Source organism: Aquimarina gracilis (assembly GCF_035285365.1).
Classification (GTDB): Bacteria; Bacteroidota; Bacteroidia; order Flavobacteriales; family Flavobacteriaceae; genus Aquimarina; species Aquimarina gracilis.
The window spans coordinates 422,286-438,690 of the sequence record NZ_JAYKLX010000005.1 but is presented as its reverse complement, the minus strand read 5'-3'; the positions used below and the strand labels follow the sequence as shown (position 1 = coordinate 438,690).

At 33.9% G+C, this 16,405-nt stretch carries 18 protein-coding genes; 5 read left to right on the top strand and 13 right to left on the bottom strand.

Features of this window, described 5'->3' with window-relative positions:
• Window positions 1-138 precede the first annotated feature (138 nt).
• The 3 genes from U6A24_RS12560 to U6A24_RS12550 all read left to right on the top strand — a co-directional run bounded on the left by U6A24_RS12560 (window position 139) and on the right by U6A24_RS12550 (window position 2,531).
• A complete protein-coding gene (locus U6A24_RS12560) occupies window positions 139-762 on the top strand; it encodes a hypothetical protein (protein WP_324180325.1) in 624 nt (207 codons plus the stop codon).
• 103 nt (window positions 763-865) lie between these two features.
• On the top strand, window positions 866-1,315 hold the full coding sequence (locus U6A24_RS12555; protein WP_324180324.1) for a DUF1801 domain-containing protein: 450 nt from the start codon (window positions 866-868) through the stop codon (window positions 1,313-1,315).
• 19 nt (window positions 1,316-1,334) lie between these two features.
• Window positions 1,335-2,531, top strand: coding sequence for a DUF418 domain-containing protein (locus U6A24_RS12550; RefSeq protein WP_324180323.1), 1,197 nt, complete (start codon window positions 1,335-1,337; stop codon window positions 2,529-2,531).
• Between the two features lie 201 nt (window positions 2,532-2,732).
• Here the strand turns inward: U6A24_RS12550 and rraA are convergent, their stop codons facing one another.
• Together rraA and U6A24_RS12540 are read right to left on the bottom strand one after the other, a co-directional pair.
• Window positions 2,733-3,221, bottom strand: coding sequence for a ribonuclease E activity regulator RraA (gene rraA / locus U6A24_RS12545; protein ID WP_324180322.1), 489 nt, complete (start codon window positions 3,219-3,221; stop codon window positions 2,733-2,735).
• Window positions 3,222-3,271: 50 nt separating this feature from the next.
• Window positions 3,272-4,396, bottom strand: a complete 1,125-nt coding sequence (locus U6A24_RS12540) for a glycerate kinase family protein (RefSeq protein ID WP_324180321.1) — start codon at window positions 4,394-4,396, stop codon at window positions 3,272-3,274.
• Between the two features lie 140 nt (window positions 4,397-4,536).
• Between U6A24_RS12540 and U6A24_RS12535 the strand changes: the two genes are divergently transcribed.
• Entirely contained in the window at window positions 4,537-5,877 is a 1,341-nt protein-coding gene (locus U6A24_RS12535) for a GntP family permease (RefSeq protein WP_324180320.1), read from the top strand.
• Between the two features lie 171 nt (window positions 5,878-6,048).
• Here the strand turns inward: U6A24_RS12535 and U6A24_RS12530 are convergent, their stop codons facing one another.
• The 11 genes from U6A24_RS12530 to U6A24_RS12480 form a co-directional block, all read right to left on the bottom strand.
• Window positions 6,049-6,999, bottom strand: coding sequence for a bifunctional helix-turn-helix transcriptional regulator/GNAT family N-acetyltransferase (locus U6A24_RS12530; RefSeq protein WP_324180319.1), 951 nt, complete (start codon window positions 6,997-6,999; stop codon window positions 6,049-6,051).
• A 108-nt stretch (window positions 7,000-7,107) separates the two neighbouring features.
• The gene (locus U6A24_RS12525; RefSeq protein WP_324180318.1) at window positions 7,108-7,932 is read right to left on the bottom strand and encodes an OmpA family protein; all 825 of its coding nucleotides are present in this window, start codon (window positions 7,930-7,932) and stop codon (window positions 7,108-7,110) included.
• 69 nt (window positions 7,933-8,001) lie between these two features.
• Window positions 8,002-8,427 carry a hypothetical protein gene (locus tag U6A24_RS12520; RefSeq protein ID WP_324180317.1) on the bottom strand — a complete coding sequence of 142 codons (426 nt, stop codon included), beginning with the start codon at window positions 8,425-8,427 and terminating at the stop codon, window positions 8,002-8,004.
• 27 nt (window positions 8,428-8,454) lie between these two features.
• Window positions 8,455-8,583, bottom strand: coding sequence for a hypothetical protein (locus U6A24_RS12515; protein WP_324180316.1), 129 nt, complete (start codon window positions 8,581-8,583; stop codon window positions 8,455-8,457).
• Window positions 8,584-8,604: 21 nt separating this feature from the next.
• A complete protein-coding gene (locus U6A24_RS12510; RefSeq protein WP_324180315.1) occupies window positions 8,605-9,501 on the bottom strand; it encodes a DJ-1/PfpI family protein in 897 nt (298 codons plus the stop codon).
• Window positions 9,498-10,241, bottom strand: a complete 744-nt coding sequence (locus U6A24_RS12505; protein ID WP_324180314.1) for a PepSY domain-containing protein — start codon at window positions 10,239-10,241, stop codon at window positions 9,498-9,500. The genes U6A24_RS12510 and U6A24_RS12505 overlap by 4 nt, the downstream gene beginning before the upstream one ends.
• 19 nt (window positions 10,242-10,260) lie before the next feature.
• Complete coding sequence (locus U6A24_RS12500; protein WP_324180313.1) at window positions 10,261-11,520, bottom strand: PepSY-associated TM helix domain-containing protein; 1,260 nt, start codon at window positions 11,518-11,520, stop codon at window positions 10,261-10,263.
• A 49-nt stretch (window positions 11,521-11,569) separates the two neighbouring features.
• Window positions 11,570-13,720: a TonB-dependent receptor gene (locus U6A24_RS12495; RefSeq protein WP_324180312.1), complete on the bottom strand. Its 2,151-nt coding sequence runs from the start codon at window positions 13,718-13,720 to the stop codon at window positions 11,570-11,572.
• A gap of 153 nt (window positions 13,721-13,873) precedes the next feature.
• Entirely contained in the window at window positions 13,874-14,260 is a 387-nt protein-coding gene (locus tag U6A24_RS12490) for a hypothetical protein (RefSeq protein WP_324180311.1), read from the bottom strand.
• Window positions 14,261-14,397: 137 nt separating this feature from the next.
• On the bottom strand, window positions 14,398-15,189 hold the full coding sequence (locus U6A24_RS12485) for an anti-sigma factor (RefSeq protein ID WP_324180310.1): 792 nt from the start codon (window positions 15,187-15,189) through the stop codon (window positions 14,398-14,400).
• Window positions 15,186-15,740 (bottom strand): RNA polymerase sigma factor, encoded by a 555-nt coding sequence (locus U6A24_RS12480; protein WP_324180309.1) that lies wholly within the window; start codon window positions 15,738-15,740, stop codon window positions 15,186-15,188. Before U6A24_RS12480 ends, U6A24_RS12485 begins: the two co-directional genes overlap by 4 nt.
• Window positions 15,741-15,862: 122 nt before the next feature.
• On the opposite strand from U6A24_RS12480, the gene U6A24_RS12475 reads away from it, so the two are divergent.
• Window positions 15,863-16,384, top strand: a complete 522-nt coding sequence (locus U6A24_RS12475) for a fasciclin domain-containing protein (protein ID WP_324180308.1) — start codon at window positions 15,863-15,865, stop codon at window positions 16,382-16,384.
• The last annotated feature ends 21 nt before the right edge of the window (window positions 16,385-16,405 follow it).

Genomic DNA, 16,405 nt, shown 5'->3' with positions numbered 1-16,405 from the left:
TTATGAATAGATTACGGTTTATTTTTGGTTTAAATATGGTATTATTGGAAGAATGCTCTTATTTAAAAGCAGGATGTATACTTTGCATATTAAAATTAGCATTCTTAAGTTAGATTAGTCACTTTAAACAAATTGATTTTGAATAAAAAAGTTTTAAAAAGGATATTAAAAGTATTACTTCTTATTGTCATTGTTCTGGCAGTTGGAGCAGGGTATCTATATTTTAGGTTGCATAACAATATAGATAATGTACTTGATGCAAAAAATGATTGGCGTAGTGAGGTTATGGAGTTTCCATTAATATTTGCTGGGGATTTGGATTATAAAGGTGAAGAACATATTCGATTTGCGCCAGGTTGGGGTGAGGCGAATAGTGAAGATTATTTTTCCTATGCTTTTTTATGGATTATTGAAGATAACCCGAACCTTAATTCCTCAAAATTAGAAAACGCTATGAATATCTATTTTGATGGATTAATGAATACAGGAGCAATAACCAATTTTAATTTCTTTAAAGATATCCCTGAAACCAAATCTTCTATTCAACGAATTGAAAATGATACTTTCGGAGGTTCGATACATCTTTATGACGAATTTTTTGCAAAAAAAATGATAAAGCTTAATGCGAAAATTATAAGTGAATATTGTCCGGCCAAAGAACGATATTTGGTTTGGTTTTATTTGTCTCCTCAAGAAAGTACGCATGGTATATGGAAAGAACTTCAGGAAATTTCATTAAACATTGAATGTCTTTCGAATTAAAAGGGCATTTACTCATGAATGTTATTAAGTGTAAATGTATTTTCTGTTTCAAAAGATTTGATAAATAAAATAATACTTTTAATAGATTGATATACTTAGGAAAATGAAACTAAAAACAGATTCAAGAGTTCCCAAAAAGTTTGATGAATATCCGATCGAGATGAAAGAAAAACTGATCAACTTGCGAAAACTCATTCTTGAAACAGCCAATACGATCCCCTCTATATTAGAACTTGAGGAGACTTTAAAATGGGGTGAACCGAGTTATCTTACAAAAAAAGGTAGTACTATTCGTATTAATGCAAAAGCTTCAGATTCTGGTCCTAACCAATATGCAATGTATTTTCAATGTACTAGTAAATTAGTGCCCACATTCAGAGTTATCTATAAAGACGCTTTCAGTTTTGAAGGAAATAGGGCTATCGTATTTAACATCGATGACGAAATACCGAAGGAACAGTTATGTCATTGCGTTTCTTTGGCGCTTACATATCATAATGTAAAACACCTACCACTATTGGGGCTTAATAAAGAGGTGATTTTGAAGTATTAGATTATTAAAACAAGACTAAGTGAATAAATTACCTGTACAACCTAAAAAAAGAATCGAGCTATTAGATGTTTTTAGAGGATTTGCCGTATTTGGAATTTTTGTCGTAAACATTGAGATCATGAACTGTGTGTTTATGAATCAAGATGTTTTTAGTAAACAATGGACAGATCCAATCGATACACTTACGACACGAATATTTCAATTATTCTTTTACAGCAAGTTTTTTCCAATTTTTTCATTCTTATTTGGATTGGGTATTAGTATGCAAGCTTTGAGTATGTCTCAAAAAAATGAACTTACCTTTTCATTCTTTGCCAGGCGCATGCTTATATTGTTCTTTTTCGGGGTATTGCATATACTATTATTGTGGTCGGGTGATGTGATTCATTTATATGCGATTTTAGGTTTGTTTGTGACTTTATTGATTAAGAAATCTAACCGTCTAATTATTGGACTATCAGTTTTGTTTTTGATTTTTCCATTTTATGATCAAATAGCTGCATACGCATTTCAATTAATGAAATATCAACCAGAAAGTTATCTAAGCGGGTATATGCCAGAAACTATTGTTGAAACCATTAGAAATGGTTCTTATGTTGATGGAATTCGATTAAGAGCTAATGAGTATATGGCAAATATCCCCATGTTGTTTACATTTTTGGCCCCGGTAGCTTTATCTATGTTTTTATTAGGATTATATTTTGGAAAGAATAGTCTGATAACCAAGATGAATGTATTGGTTGATCTACTTAAAAAACCTGTGATAATCATTGCGATTATAACAAACCTGTATCGTATAATATTTTTATTCTTTTTACCAGGGTTTGAAATATATAAAAGCCCAGTAGCCAGACCTGTGTTTTTAAAACTTATGTTTTTATCAGATGTAGTTATGGGGTTATTCTATTTATGGCTTCTAGCTTGGTTATGGTATCATACTAATGCGAGAAAAATAATAAGTCCATTAAAATATGTAGGTAGAATGGCACTTACTAATTACATCATGCATAGTTTCATTGGGTTACTATTGTTTTCCTCGATTGGATTTTCGTTGTATGAAACTATGAGTCCATCTGAAACCCTTTTTACTGCGCTGGTAGTATTTTGTGTCCAAATACTATATAGCAAGTTGTGGCTTAGGTATTTTAAATTCGGTCCGTTAGAGTGGGTTTGGAGATGTTTTACGTATAAGAAGTTATTGCCAATGAAGAAATAGAGCTAACAAATTATTAAGTAGTGTTGAATTTAATTCAAGAATCTAATTAATTTTTTTCATGGTATTTTTTCAATGGTTTACTGTTAAGCATTGTATTTTGCACTAAAATTGGATGATAAGACCATGATAGAAATCCGTCATTTGAAGCTCATAAAAACTATCGACAAGGTAGGTACCTTAAAAAGATATTATACACACTACTTATAAAAGTTTCTTTGGGCTCGTCAAAATTCCATCTTCATCCACATATATAAAATTTCCAGGTGTAAATTCAATTTCGGCAAACTTCACCGGGATATCCAGTTCTCCAATATTTCGCTTTATACTTTTGATAGGACAAGTGTTGATAGCTCTAATTCCTACATTCATTTCATTTATGATACGACTATCTCGAATACATCCATATACGATGATACCTTCCCAATTGTTATCGATTGCAAGTTGAGCCAATCGATCACCAACCAATGCGCATCGTAGTGATCCTCCGCCATCAACAACCAAAACTTTGCCAGTTCCATCGGTCCCTAATTGTTGTCTAACAAATGAGTTGTCTTCAAAGAGTTTTATAGTGGTAATTTCTCCCCAAAAGGCAGTTTTTTTGCCAAAGGATTTAAATATTGGACTTGCACACAAAAGGTCATTTGGGTATTGGTCGGATAAATCGGCAGTTTGAAAAGTAAGCTCGGCCATATGTATTGAAGTAGATTAATAGTTGTTTTGAACCTCTAAAATAAAGAAGTTTATTCTGATAATCTATCTCTAGTCATTTCATACGCTAATTTTGCTACAATGTTTTTGGTATTACTAAATGCTTCTTCTTCACTTGTGCTTGCAGATACTACAGTTCTTAGTTGTTCTATGCCTAAATGTTCTAATTCAGATTTGGATAGGTCTGAAGCTCCAGAGATCACATATACCGGGATGTTTTTTGTTTTGGCCAATTTTGAAACTCCATAGATTACCTTGCCATTTAGAGTTTGTTGGTCTATTTTACCTTCTCCGGTAAAGATAAGATCAGTATTTTTTAGTGCTTCAGGAAATTTTGTAACCCTAAACATCATATCTGTACCTGATTGCAAGGTCGCATTCAAAAAAGCAACACTCCCTCCACCTAAACCCCCAGCAGCACCAGCACCTGGTGTAAGTGCTATTTCTTTATGTAATTGTTGTTTAACGAGTTCAGAAAAATGTTTTAGACCTCGATCCAATATTTTGATTTCTTTTCGATTTGCACCTTTTTGAGCTGCAAAAACATAAGCTGCTCCTTGTTTTCCAAATAAAGGATTGTTTACATCACAAAGGGTATTAAACTTCACTCTATTTATCAACGTTGTATCATTTGGAGGTGAAATAAAGGCAATTTTTTCGAGGTTCTTACCTATAGGCTTTAGTATTTCGTTATTCTGATCTTTGAAAGAAAAACCCAAAGCTGCAGCGATCCCAATACCCGCATCGCATGTAGCGGATCCACCAATTGATAAATAAACTTTTGTAACCCCTCGTTTTATGGCATCCAAAATAAGTTCTCCTGTACCATAGGTTGTTGTAAACATGCAGTTTTGCTCATTTGGAGCAAGAAGTACAAGACCAGATGCAGTTGCCATTTCGATATAAGCCGAATCTTTGGTCTTTTTATAACTGGCATTAATTGGCCTAAACAAGGGATCATTAACTTTTAGAGTAATAGTTTCAAGGTTAAGGTGTTGTTCAAGTACTTCTAGCGACCCGTCGCCTCCATCTGCTAGAGGATGTGTAATTACGTTGATGTTATCATCATATTTTTTTATTCCAATAGCGATAGCTTCACAAAGTTCTTTAGAACTTAAAGAGCCTTTAAATTTATCTGGTGCAACTAGAATTTTCATCAAATTATTTTTTAGATAATCTGTTGGAAGTCTTTTTTATTAAGTTTCTTCTCAAATGTACTAATAAATTATAAGGCAATAGGTTTCTTTAAGCATAACAAAACAGTTAGGTTAACAGAAATATTCATAATTTAGTAGTTATGATCACCGGACCTTCATTATTACTACTCATATTAGCATCAATTCTTGTAATCATTGTATTAACTGCAAAGTTCAAATTACATCCTTTCTTAGCATTGATTGTGGCATGTTTCTTTCTAGGAATAACTGTTGGAATTCCATTACCGGAAATTGTAAAGTCTATGGAAAAAGGCTTTGGCGGTATTATGAGTTATATTGGGATGATCGTTGTTTTTGGAAGTGTAATAGGGGTTTTTTTAGAAAAATCTGGAGGTGCTTTAAAAATTGCGCAGAGTATTATTAAACTTACAGGGCAGAAAAAAACAATTTCAGCTATTTCTTTAATTGGAGCAGTAGTGAGCATTCCTGTTTTTTGTGATAGTGGTTTCATTTTGCTTTCTGGTTTGGCCGATAAGATCAGTAAACTTAGTAACACAAATAAAGCAAGTTTAAGTCTTTCCTTGGCTACGGGGCTGTATACGACCCATACTTTGGTTCCCCCAACTCCCGGCCCTATTGCAGCAGCTGGAAATATTGGTGCTTCGGGTTACTTGGGAACTATGATTTTGATAGGACTTTGTTTTAGTATTCCAGTTTTGCTGATGACTCAATTTCTATCAAAAAAATTAGGTAAAAGTATTGTTGCCAATGAAAAACACTCTGTCGAAGAGAAAAAACAAAACGATTCTATAAAGATCCCTTCATTGCGCAACTCAATAATTCCTTTATTGGTGCCGATTATTTTGATAGCGGTAGGAACGATATTGCGTTTTATAGGAGTAGCGTATGAATGGATTAATTTTATAAGTGCACCTGTTGTGGCAATTTTTATAGGAGCTCTATTAGCAATGTTTCTATTACGACCTAAGAGCAAAGATAATATCAAAGGTTGGTTTGCAGAGGCTGTAAAAGTTTCTGGACCAATATTAATTATTACTGCAGCAGGAGGCGCGTTTGGTGGAGTACTAAAAACTACACCGCTCGCAGAATATGTAGGGCAATGGATGACCTCTGGGGAATCAGATGATATTTTAATTTTATTATTGATTTTTCTCATTGCCGCCGTTTTAAAATCTGCACAAGGATCGTCTACTAGTGCTATGGTGATTACTTCTTCGCTTTTGGCACCTTTAATCCCGGCTTTGGGATGGGATTCGGCTATTCAATTTTCGTTGGCAGTACTGGTTATTGGTGGAGGCGCCATGACCGTATCACACTTTAATGATAGTTATTTCTGGGTGGTATCTCAATTTAGTGGGATGAGTGCGAAAGATACCAATCGAACTTTTACGTTAATAACGGGTATACAAGGAGTTACAGTGCTTTTACTTTCTGTTTTAGGGTGGGTGATTTTCGTTTAGACCCATTATGGATTTAGATAATATGGTTTCGGGTATATAGCAGTTGCTGTCTAATTTTATGATGTAAAAGATAATAATCAGCGGGGCGGAGTTGTAATAAAACATTTTAAACAAATCCATTATGATTGGATTAAAGGCAACTCCGTACCACCGCCGAAAACTATTTATTGCTTAAAGTTCTAATTCCATTTGAATGTTACATCTTTTATATGGCGTTGTATGACCTATAACCTTTTTGAAACCTAATTTGTGATATAGGTTGATTGCAGGTTTTAGAATAGTATTACTTTCTAAATAAATTTTTCGTGCTCCCATTGCACGTGCTTGATTTTCTACTGCTTTTCCTAACAACCAACCAATACCTTTTCCTTTTGCTTTGGATGAAACCGCCATTTTGGCGAGTTCATAATCATATTCGGGGTCGTTCATTTTTATTAATGCACATACACCCGCAGGCTCACCGTCATACAAAGCAACCAAAATATCCCCTCCTTTATCCAAGATATATTCTTTGGGATTTTCTAGGGATCGACGATCGGCTTCTTCCATAACAAAATGAGTATTGATCCAATCTTCATTAATACTTTTAAAAAATGGATGGTATTTTGGTTCGTAGTTTACAATCTGAACTTTTAGTGCTTCTCTTTGTTTTTTTTCTTCTGTCACACGTTTTAACATGGATTTTTGCTCTAATAAAAATTCAAATTCTTCAATAGCTTGCCACATATTATGCCGGCTTTGATCCAGCATGGCTTGTACCGCATGTTCAACATCATGATATTGCTCTAGAATTTGATTAGCGATGTTTTTACCTCTGGCAGTAAGGACTATATTGTTTTTTCTACCATCTTTACTATCTTTTTTTTCAGATAGTATTCCTTCTTTTACCATTTCGCGAACAATTTTGCTTACAGAAGGGTGGGAGTGACCAATTTCATTGGCGATAGTTGTAATGGATTTTTGGCCATTTTGAGATAGAACATAAAAAACTGGAAACCATTTTGGCTTTAAAGCTACTTCATACATTTCATAAATTCTTGAAGCGTCTTCGGTCAGCTTTTCACTTAGCATTCTAAGCCTTGTGCCAATGGCCATAACTCCTGCATTATCGAAAAAATTCATATCTATGTTTATATTTACGTAACCAGTTACGTAAATATAAACTTTTATGTATTGATATCAAAAAAATCCGATCATAAGACCGGATTTTAGTATTAAAAAAAAATGTTCTTATCCTTTAGAAGCATTTTTCATATTCTCTTTTACTAGGCCGTAGAATTCATCGAATTTTGGATCGATGATGATTCTGGTGGCTGTTTCAATACTATCCGATCCGTATTCACTTTTTCCTAAAACGGTCATTCTTTTTGGATCCACCTTATATTCTTTCTGTAATGTCTTTACTATAACGGCTGCTTGTCTTGAGCTAAGATCCCAGTTATCATTAAGGGTTTTATCTTTAAAGTTAAGGGCATTGCTATTTCCTTCGACAATAATTTTTAAATCCGGCTTAGAATTTAAGGCAGTAGCCAACTTACCAAGTATGCCTTTTGCTTTATCTTCAAGTGTGATACTTTTGTCATTTTCACCAAAAAGTACGGTGTTGGGAATTGAAAGAATAACAGCACCATTTTGTACTCCTATTTTTGCATCGCTACCTAGTGCTTGTTTAACAACCGTTAAAGTTGCCAACTTAATAGAATCACCTTTACTGATGGCATCATTAATTGACTTAAGTTGCTTATCTTTTTGTTGAAGACTTTCTAAGGATTTTTCAAGGTTTTGTGCCTTCTTCTTAGAAAGTTCTGTAAAACTTCCCATATTGCTTAAGAGAGAAGCATTAGTTTCTTTTAGGTCCTTAACTTGTGCTTCCATAGTCGCAACTTGGGTTAAAGTTGCTTTTTCCTTTTTTTTGGAATCGCTTAATTCCGCTTTCGTAGTTTTAAGTTCTTTTCTTAATTTATCAATCTCATCTAAAAGATCTTTTTTCTTCTGTGCCTGTATTGAAGCGGTTGAAATAAACAATACAGTTGCAAATAAAATAATTTTTCTCATTGGTGTTTAAGTGATTTGTTGCAGCTGCTAAAGTAAAACTTTTTTACAAATTATGGTAAATAGAATTTTTTACGACTTTTCTAGTAAGCGCTTTGCATTATCAATGCTACTATTAATTTGATCCCTTAATTCTCTTACTTCAACTTCTTCCTCTTTGAGCAACTTAATTTGAGAAGAGATATCTTTTGTTTCCATTTCCCCTTCATCATGAGGGAATTTTTCACTAAAATCACTCATCCATGTCATCATGAAATCATATGAATCTTTTAGGTCTTGTTGCGCCTTGGCATAAGATTTTCCAGTTTGTGTAGTATCAATTTTGGGTTCGAGATCTTTTATTAATGAACTAATCTCGCCCATTTTGGGCATTACTTCATCATGTATACTAATTACATTTTCCATAAGAGCATCAAATTTCTGCTCTTCTTCACTTAATTGATTACAAGAAATAAATAAAAATGTTAGCAATGCAGTAAAAAAAAAGGACGATTTCATAGGTTTTAATTTTAAAGTGTAAAAGTATTATTTTTCATTGGCTTGTCGAAACTTTGTGGCCTTATATTGTTTTTCAATTTTATTCATTTTTCGAATCTGAATAATAATCTGAAAAAAGCAAAAAGAAATTGCAGTGATTAAAATAAATGTTAGCATAGTTTGTTGTTTTTACGTCTTTCAATCTTTGGTTATTAGGGGTTCAAGCATGTGGTCATACATTTTTTTTGTCATAAAGTTTACTACTCGATCTGTCTTGTCTGGATGCCCGCCTTCAAAAGGGGGTTGTGGATCATATTCAAGATTTAAGGCAGTAAAAGCAGCATAATTTCTTCCTAAAATATGATCGATTAATGCCAAACTCATATCAATTCCTGCAGATACCCCCGCACTTGTCCAATACTTTCCATCATTTGTATATCTTTTTTGCACAAACGTAGCTCCAAATTGATTTAACTTTTCTTTGGCTCTGTACCAATTTGTTGTTGCTTCTTTGCCTTCCAATAATCCGGCGGCTCCAAGAATCCATGCTCCTGTACAAACACTTAAAGTATATTTACTTTTTTGATCAATTTTTTTAATCCAATCCAATAGTATTTGATCTTTGGTTGCATTATAGGTCTCAATAACTCCACCTGGAACGAGTAAAATATCAAGTTGATCAATTTCTTCTATACTATGATCTACCTCTATTTTTACTTTATCACTACTTGTCACAATTCCTTTATTTCTACCAATCAATATTTTTTTTGCGGGGATGTGGTTTAATACGGATAATGGCCCCATTGCATCCAGCATGAAATACCCATCATATAAAAGTATACCTATGGTTTGTACGGTATCTTTTGGTGGTTCCCGAAAGACTGCTATTAATTCGTCATGTGACATCGCTTCTAATTCTTGATCGGTATAAACAGAACCATCAGCTTTTAGGTTATAGTCTTTTTTTATTGCAGGAGTTTGGTTTGTAATACCTTTTTGGTCTAGATCATTAACTATGTTTTTATTAGGTGTTTTTTGTTGATTACAGCTAATGGAGATAGCAATAAGACAAAAAGTAAAAATTAGTTTTTTCATGATTTATATTTTTTCTTTTGGTTTAGAGTTTTTGATGTAAGTATGTAAAGAAAGAACCCTGAAAGAATTGTAAAAATCCCAAAAAGGGAAAATGCTCTTAATAGTACATTATTAAAATCATCTCGTTCTTGGTAATCCATGGTATGAAGCATCCATAAAAAATCGAAAATGCGCCATTGGTCATTTCTAAACGTTTGCGCATTTCCATAGGTAGTTGAAACATATATAGTAGTGTTCGCAGGCTTGTCAAAAGTAACAGCATAAGCAGGTAAAGGGCGTCCGCGATATTCATGATGACTACCAGTTTGAGTTAAATACGATACGCCAGTAACTGGTGCCTCAAGATTGAGTTTGTTTTGAGCTACCTCGACAGCCTCTTTTTTATTTAGCGATTTTCTAAGTTTTCCATTTTGTGCGTCAACCAATATCACTTCTTTCTTTTCTTTGGAAGAGAATAGAATGCGATACATTGGTTTTTGAATTATAGTTGTAAGTTCAATTGAAATAAGATGCTCTTCTTGTTTTAGATATTTAGGCAAGAATTCTGAAGGAGAAACATAAGTGTTAGCTTTAGGTATAAATAATTGTTCTTTTTTTAGATGATCTCCTCTTATTTCATCTAAATTGGTCCAGCTGAAATAAAGACCTCCAATAGTCCATAATAAAAACTGAATTCCCAAGATGACACCTAGATAGCGATGCCATTTACGAGTTAACCGTATTACTTTACTTTTTTTCATATGATCCTCTAATTAAAATTTACGTAGAAAGTATTGCTTTTTCTTTGCGTTTTTTCTTTCTTATATATTCAATAAGTAATAAAACCGCTAGACTTATTCCGAATAAAGGAAATATTAATGCCAAAACTCCTATAATGACAATTACTCCATAACCCACGTTGAATGCAGCCGGAACTTTAGGAACTCCCCAGTTACCTTTTCTTTTACGAAGAATATAAGAAACAAGTGCCGAAATACTCATTACGGTAAGAGCAATAACGGTGAATAGCATCAATAACCAGTTCCAAAAACCAAACTCACCTTGATGAAAAGCCATGACCCACATTCGTCCGCGCATCAATACCCCAACATCGTTCCAATGGTTTGCTAATATTTGCTTGCCTGTATATTGATCAAAATGAATTTTCTTTTGAGTTTCTAAGTCTGAAGGGTTCTGATTCGAAACACTAAAAACTCCTTTAGGACCTTTGGGAAAATGAACCGTAACCGTACCCGGGAGATTAAGATCCTTTGCAATTATGACCATTTGATCTAATGTAATGGGGTTTCCATTTTGGGATGATAATAGATTGCGACCTTCCCAAGAAGACGGAAATCCGGTATTTGTAATCTTTTGAACTTGTTTAAAATTCTCTCCAAAAACATCGGTCCAGGGAAAACCACCTGCAAGAATCAACAGTAATAATCCAGAAATCCAAAATCCGGTTATGGCATGTACATCTCGATAAAATGTACGTTTTCCTTCTTTAATTCTTGGCACGAAGAAACCCTTAAAATTCCATTTTCTTGCTGGCCACCAGATATAAAGCCCGGTTAGGATCAAAACTACCATCCAACTGGCTATAAGTTCTACGATTGTGGTGCCAAATTTACCCATGAGTAACTCACCATGTAATTTTCGCACCTTGAACATGTCAGTTTTTTTAGAGATTATCTCGCCAGAAACCGCTCCGGTATAGGGGTTGACATACAAACTGCTTTTTCCACCAAAACGGCCTGATACAAACTCAGTCGCTTGATTGGCTTTGGCACCAATAACAACCGAATTCGGTTTTTTAATTGCATTTTTGTTGGCGATTTGCCATTGTTGCTCTAGGGAAATAGGGGTTCCTTGTATGAATACTTCTTTGATATGTTGTTGTTTGGGTGTTTCATAATCAGCTTTGAAAAGATAGATTCCTCCTGTGATAGAGAGTAAAAGTATAAAGGGGAGAGAAACCAAGCCTGCAATAAAATGCCATTTCCAGAGCCATTTGTTAAGCTTTTCATTTTTTTTCATAAGAAAAGAAATTATACCTCACAGGTTTTGAAGCCTGTGAGGTGTGTTTTTAGAAATTATATCTCGCACCAAAATGAAATGCAAGAGGATTACCAATAGTAAAACTATTCTCGCCTCTAAATCGATTAAAAGATGCACGTGCTGCATACAATTCATCAAAAACATTCAAGGCATGTCCCCATAATTCAAAACCTTTATAGGTAACATTTGCTCTAAGGTTAAATACATTATGTCCGTCATAGGTTGCAGTTTCAGTAGTGCCATCTTCATTTTCTACCTGGCCTTCAAAACTTGTGTTGTACTCTCCAACCAATTCATGTTCTGCAGTAATACTAAATCCAAGATCTTTATTGAAGTTTTTGCGATAAGTGATGAGAGAAGTACCCAATAAGTTTGGTGCAGTTTCTCTATCGGTATCAGAATAATCTATTCCACGATCAAAGAATTCAACATATTCATGCATAGTATAACTACCATTATGAGTTATTGATATTGCTTTTACGGGCATCCATGTGATTCCGTACTCAACGCCATAAGATCTGGTTTTTCCGGCATTGGTATTAAAGAAATTGTCATCTTCGTCTCGTAATGTGATCAGGGTGTTTTCTCCTTCGAGCAGATAAATAGCACCATCTAACTTTAATTTTGAAGAAGAAGCCATATATCCGCCAATCTCATAATTGTGATATCGACTCGGTTTGATACCTCGCAATTCGTTTCGATTTCTGTACAGGGTTGATACCTGGGGAGGGGTAAATCCTTGTGAATAATTGGCATAAATTCCTGATCTATCATTAAAATTATAATTAACTCCAAGCTTAGGAGTAAGGTTATTAAAATTATCTACAACATCTTCTACACCAACAATGCCATCTGCCAGATTATCGTAATCATATTCAAAACCATCATAACGCAATGCAGCAGTAACCTTCAAAGCCTCTATTGGTGATACTTCGTACTGAAAGAAACCTGCATAATTGAATATATTGGCCTCATAGTTTAGGATGAAATCTCCAAAATTGATTCTGAAATCGATGTTCCTTCCGGTTTCAGGATCTACAATAACCTCGGTAGTTTCTGATACATATTTTTGAGGAGAATAATCTGCGGTTCCTCCAATGATCAAGGAGGAATTTGCAAAATTGAAATCTAGTTTGTGTTGTACCAGTCCAACATAACTTCTAAACTGATTTGAATTTACCTCCCCTGATCCGAAACCGGTTAATTGCCCTTGGTTTCTGAATTGTCTGATTCTGTAAGAAGGATTTTGATCCATCGTATTATCTCTTACAATAAAATTGAAAGAAGTTTTATTATCATCGTTCCAAAATTTCTCAAAAGTGTTTCTAACTCTAAATGCCAGTGCCTCTCTTTCGGTAAAGGTTTGATCGCTTTCAAAATTACCACCGGTATAATCGATTTCGCTTAAGGAGCCACTCATATCAGATCGATAATCTATAAGATCAATAACGGCTGTCCAATTTGTAGATTCATTAATGTTGTAGACCGTTTTAAAAGTAATTGCGGTTTTTTCATAATCACTGTGTTCAATAGGTCCATCTTGGCGATCGGCATAATGACCTCCCAAATAAAAACCAAACTTTTTACTGGGTTGGTCAGATACTTCAAACTCATATCGTGTAAGCCCCAGATCATTGGTTTGAAAACCAACACTTCCACTTAAATCTTTTGTGGGCTTTTTGGTGATAAAGTTAAAACTTCCGCCAATCGCTTCACTACCATATGTACTAGATGCTGGTCCTTTAAGAACTTCTACGCGTCCATAAGAAATATCATTCATTTCTAACAGGGCATTATGATTAAAGACCGAAGTGGGCCTTATTTGTAAACCATCTTCTAGGTATAAAAACAATGCTTTTGTTGAAATAGGAGAACGCACTGCCATAAAGTGTTGTTCATTACTGGCAGCTCTGGATGTAGACATAAATACTCCTGGTACTTGATTTACCAATTGATCAAGACCAAATGCCTTGGTTTCTTTTATGTTTTTTGCATTTATAGTAGCAATGGATCCAGGTACCTCAGAACGTTTTTGTAATTCTCTATTGGCCGAAGTCACCAAAACTTCCTCTAGTACTTCTTCGGAAGAAATACTATCTTTCAAAGTTTGTTGATAAACTTCTTGAGCAGACAGCACTTGCGATGCCACTAATAAAAGGGCATAAATATATTTTTTCATTTTTTAGTATGAATTATAGAGACACTTCCTAATTTGTTTATTCTTACAAAAGAGGTTGTCTTAATTTTTTATTTTAAATTTCAGGTATTACAACGTCTAGAATAAGCATGAAGTAGCCTATTCATAATTGAATTCAAAAAAAGTTGTAATCGATTAAGAAAGAGAATCTTCTGGTGGGTGATCAATGTCTTTTGAAACGGTTTTTAAATGAAGACGTTTCGATTTCCAATTCTGAATTTGTTCAGAAAGTATTGGATTTGTGTTTTTTATTTGAATATTGTTTTCTTGAAAAAAAAGAGGAATAAAAGCCTCAGTTATGATAATAGTATCTGATTTTTTATTTCCAGGCTGCGTTTTGGCTTTCATCTGACTCATTAAATAACATTTACCATTACAATTAAGTCTTGGTCGCTCCTTATTTACACAGTATTTTTCGACAATATAGTCGATATTGAGTTGGTAATACATAACCGTACTGATTTCCATAGCAGGTCGTATGGCAAAAGCAGAAAATAGTAGTAAAGAGAATAATATTCTCATCAGCACAGGTTAAATTTCGCGCAAAAATACGAATTAGAAATATTCTTTCATCCCAAAAATTAAATAAGGTGTTGTTAAAATATGAAATTAAAAAAGGTAATTACTATTTCAACTCGGATAGTTTCTTAATGCAGAATTCATAACAAAACATTAGAAATTAATCTTTCAACAGTTGGATGATCATTTCCTCCTTCAGGTTCGATGGTAATATTAATAGACTCAGCATTTTCTATATATTTCATGGCAATCATTTCTTCATCAGATGGGATCACACCCATATCGATCATCACTCCATCTACATCGGCCCACATTTGATACGTTTTATCTTTATCTAATTTAGCAAGACCTTTAGGATTTAGGATAACAGTTTTATCCTTGTGATTTACATAAGTAATTGCCGTTGAAGTGGGTGAGATTTCATTTCCTTTCAACATCAATTGAATAGTATTGGGATTATTGATAGCTGTATACCAGGCATTTGTTTCTTTTAGATTTTCTTCAAGAAGTACCAGACGGTTTCGCAAATCGAGAGTTTCATCCTGTATTATTTGAAGGTTGTTTTTTGAATCCTGCCATTGATTATACAACCAACCAGAACTTAACATAAAAAGTACAGCCAAACTTGCAGCAATACTTAGATATAAAGAACGGTTATTGTTTTTGTTGATTGCAATAACATGAGTGTCTTTTGATGATAAAGAGTTTTCGTTTATTGAGTTTAATATTGATTTTTTTACATGAGTTGGAGGGGTAATAGCATTTTCGAAGGCCAATTTTTCAAAATCGTCTTCTATTTTATTGAAATATTCTCGCAATTGTTGGTCTTCTTTCAAAATGTTTTCAATCTCGATGCGTTGATCTTTTGAAAGTTCTCCAAGCAAATATTGCTCTAATATCCCATTATCTTTTATCGTATTCCTGTCCATCATATCATCTTCTCAATTATAATCCAAAACAAAAAGAGTTCTTTTTGATAGGTCTCTCTTAGTTTTTTTAACGCTTGTCTTATATACGATTTGAATGTTCCCAAAGGTACATCCATTTCTTCATGTGCTTCGCGATGTGTAAGTCCATTAAAGTAAACCAGTTCTAATGCTTTTTGATGATGAGGTTCTAATTTTTTTAATGAACCATCTAATTGTAATAGATTTTGCTTTGGTTCATTTGCTTCTTTATCGATATATACACCTAAATCTTCATTTTGGATGAGTTTTGAAGGTTTTCGAAGTGTATTTAACGTAATATTCTTTGCTATGCGATAAGCCCATGTAAAGAATTTTCCTTTTTCTGGGTTGTATTGATTAGATTTTTCCCAGATTTTTAAAAAAGTTTCTTGCAATAGATCTTGAGCTAATTCTTCATTTTTACAGATGCGTAAAATCACACCGTATAAAGCTCCAGAATACCGATCATATATTGCAGAAAGCGCTTTGCTTTCTTTGTTTTGTAATCGGATTATTAGCTCTAAATCGTCTCGCATTTTATTGATAGGATTACTCAAATTTAAGAAAAAAAAGAGCTAACCTCATCCAAAAGGTTTAAACATGTGTATATGTAAATGTAAAGCGCGCTTAAAATTGTTTAATTATTAAAATAAATATCATGAAAAAGTTAGTTTTTATTGCATCAACACTTATTTTATTTTTACTTGCACAATCAGTATCGGCTCAAAAAACAAATAAAGATATCGTTGATGTAGCGGTGTCTGTTGATGATTTCTCGACGTTGGTTACAGCTTTAAAAGCCGCAGATCTTGTCGATGCCTTGAAAGGAGACGGTCCTTTTACCGTATTTGCGCCAACCAATGACGCTTTTGGAAAAATTGATTCAAAAACTTTGAATTCCTTACTAGAACCAGCTAATAAAGGAAAACTTACCTCAATTTTAACATATCATGTTGTGAGTGGTAAACTTGCAGCTGGAGACGTGGTTAATGCTCTTAAAAAAGGTAACGGGAAGACTGAAGTTGCAACTCTAGGAGGAGCAAAGTTAAAAGTAATCCAAAAAGATGGTAAGATCTGGTTAAAGGATCAAAATGGGAAATACAGCCAAATTGTTAAAACAGATGTGATGGCCAAAAATGGTGTAATTCATGTAATTAGTGATGTGGTTATGCCTAAATAGGGTTAGTTCGTTTAGATGTGA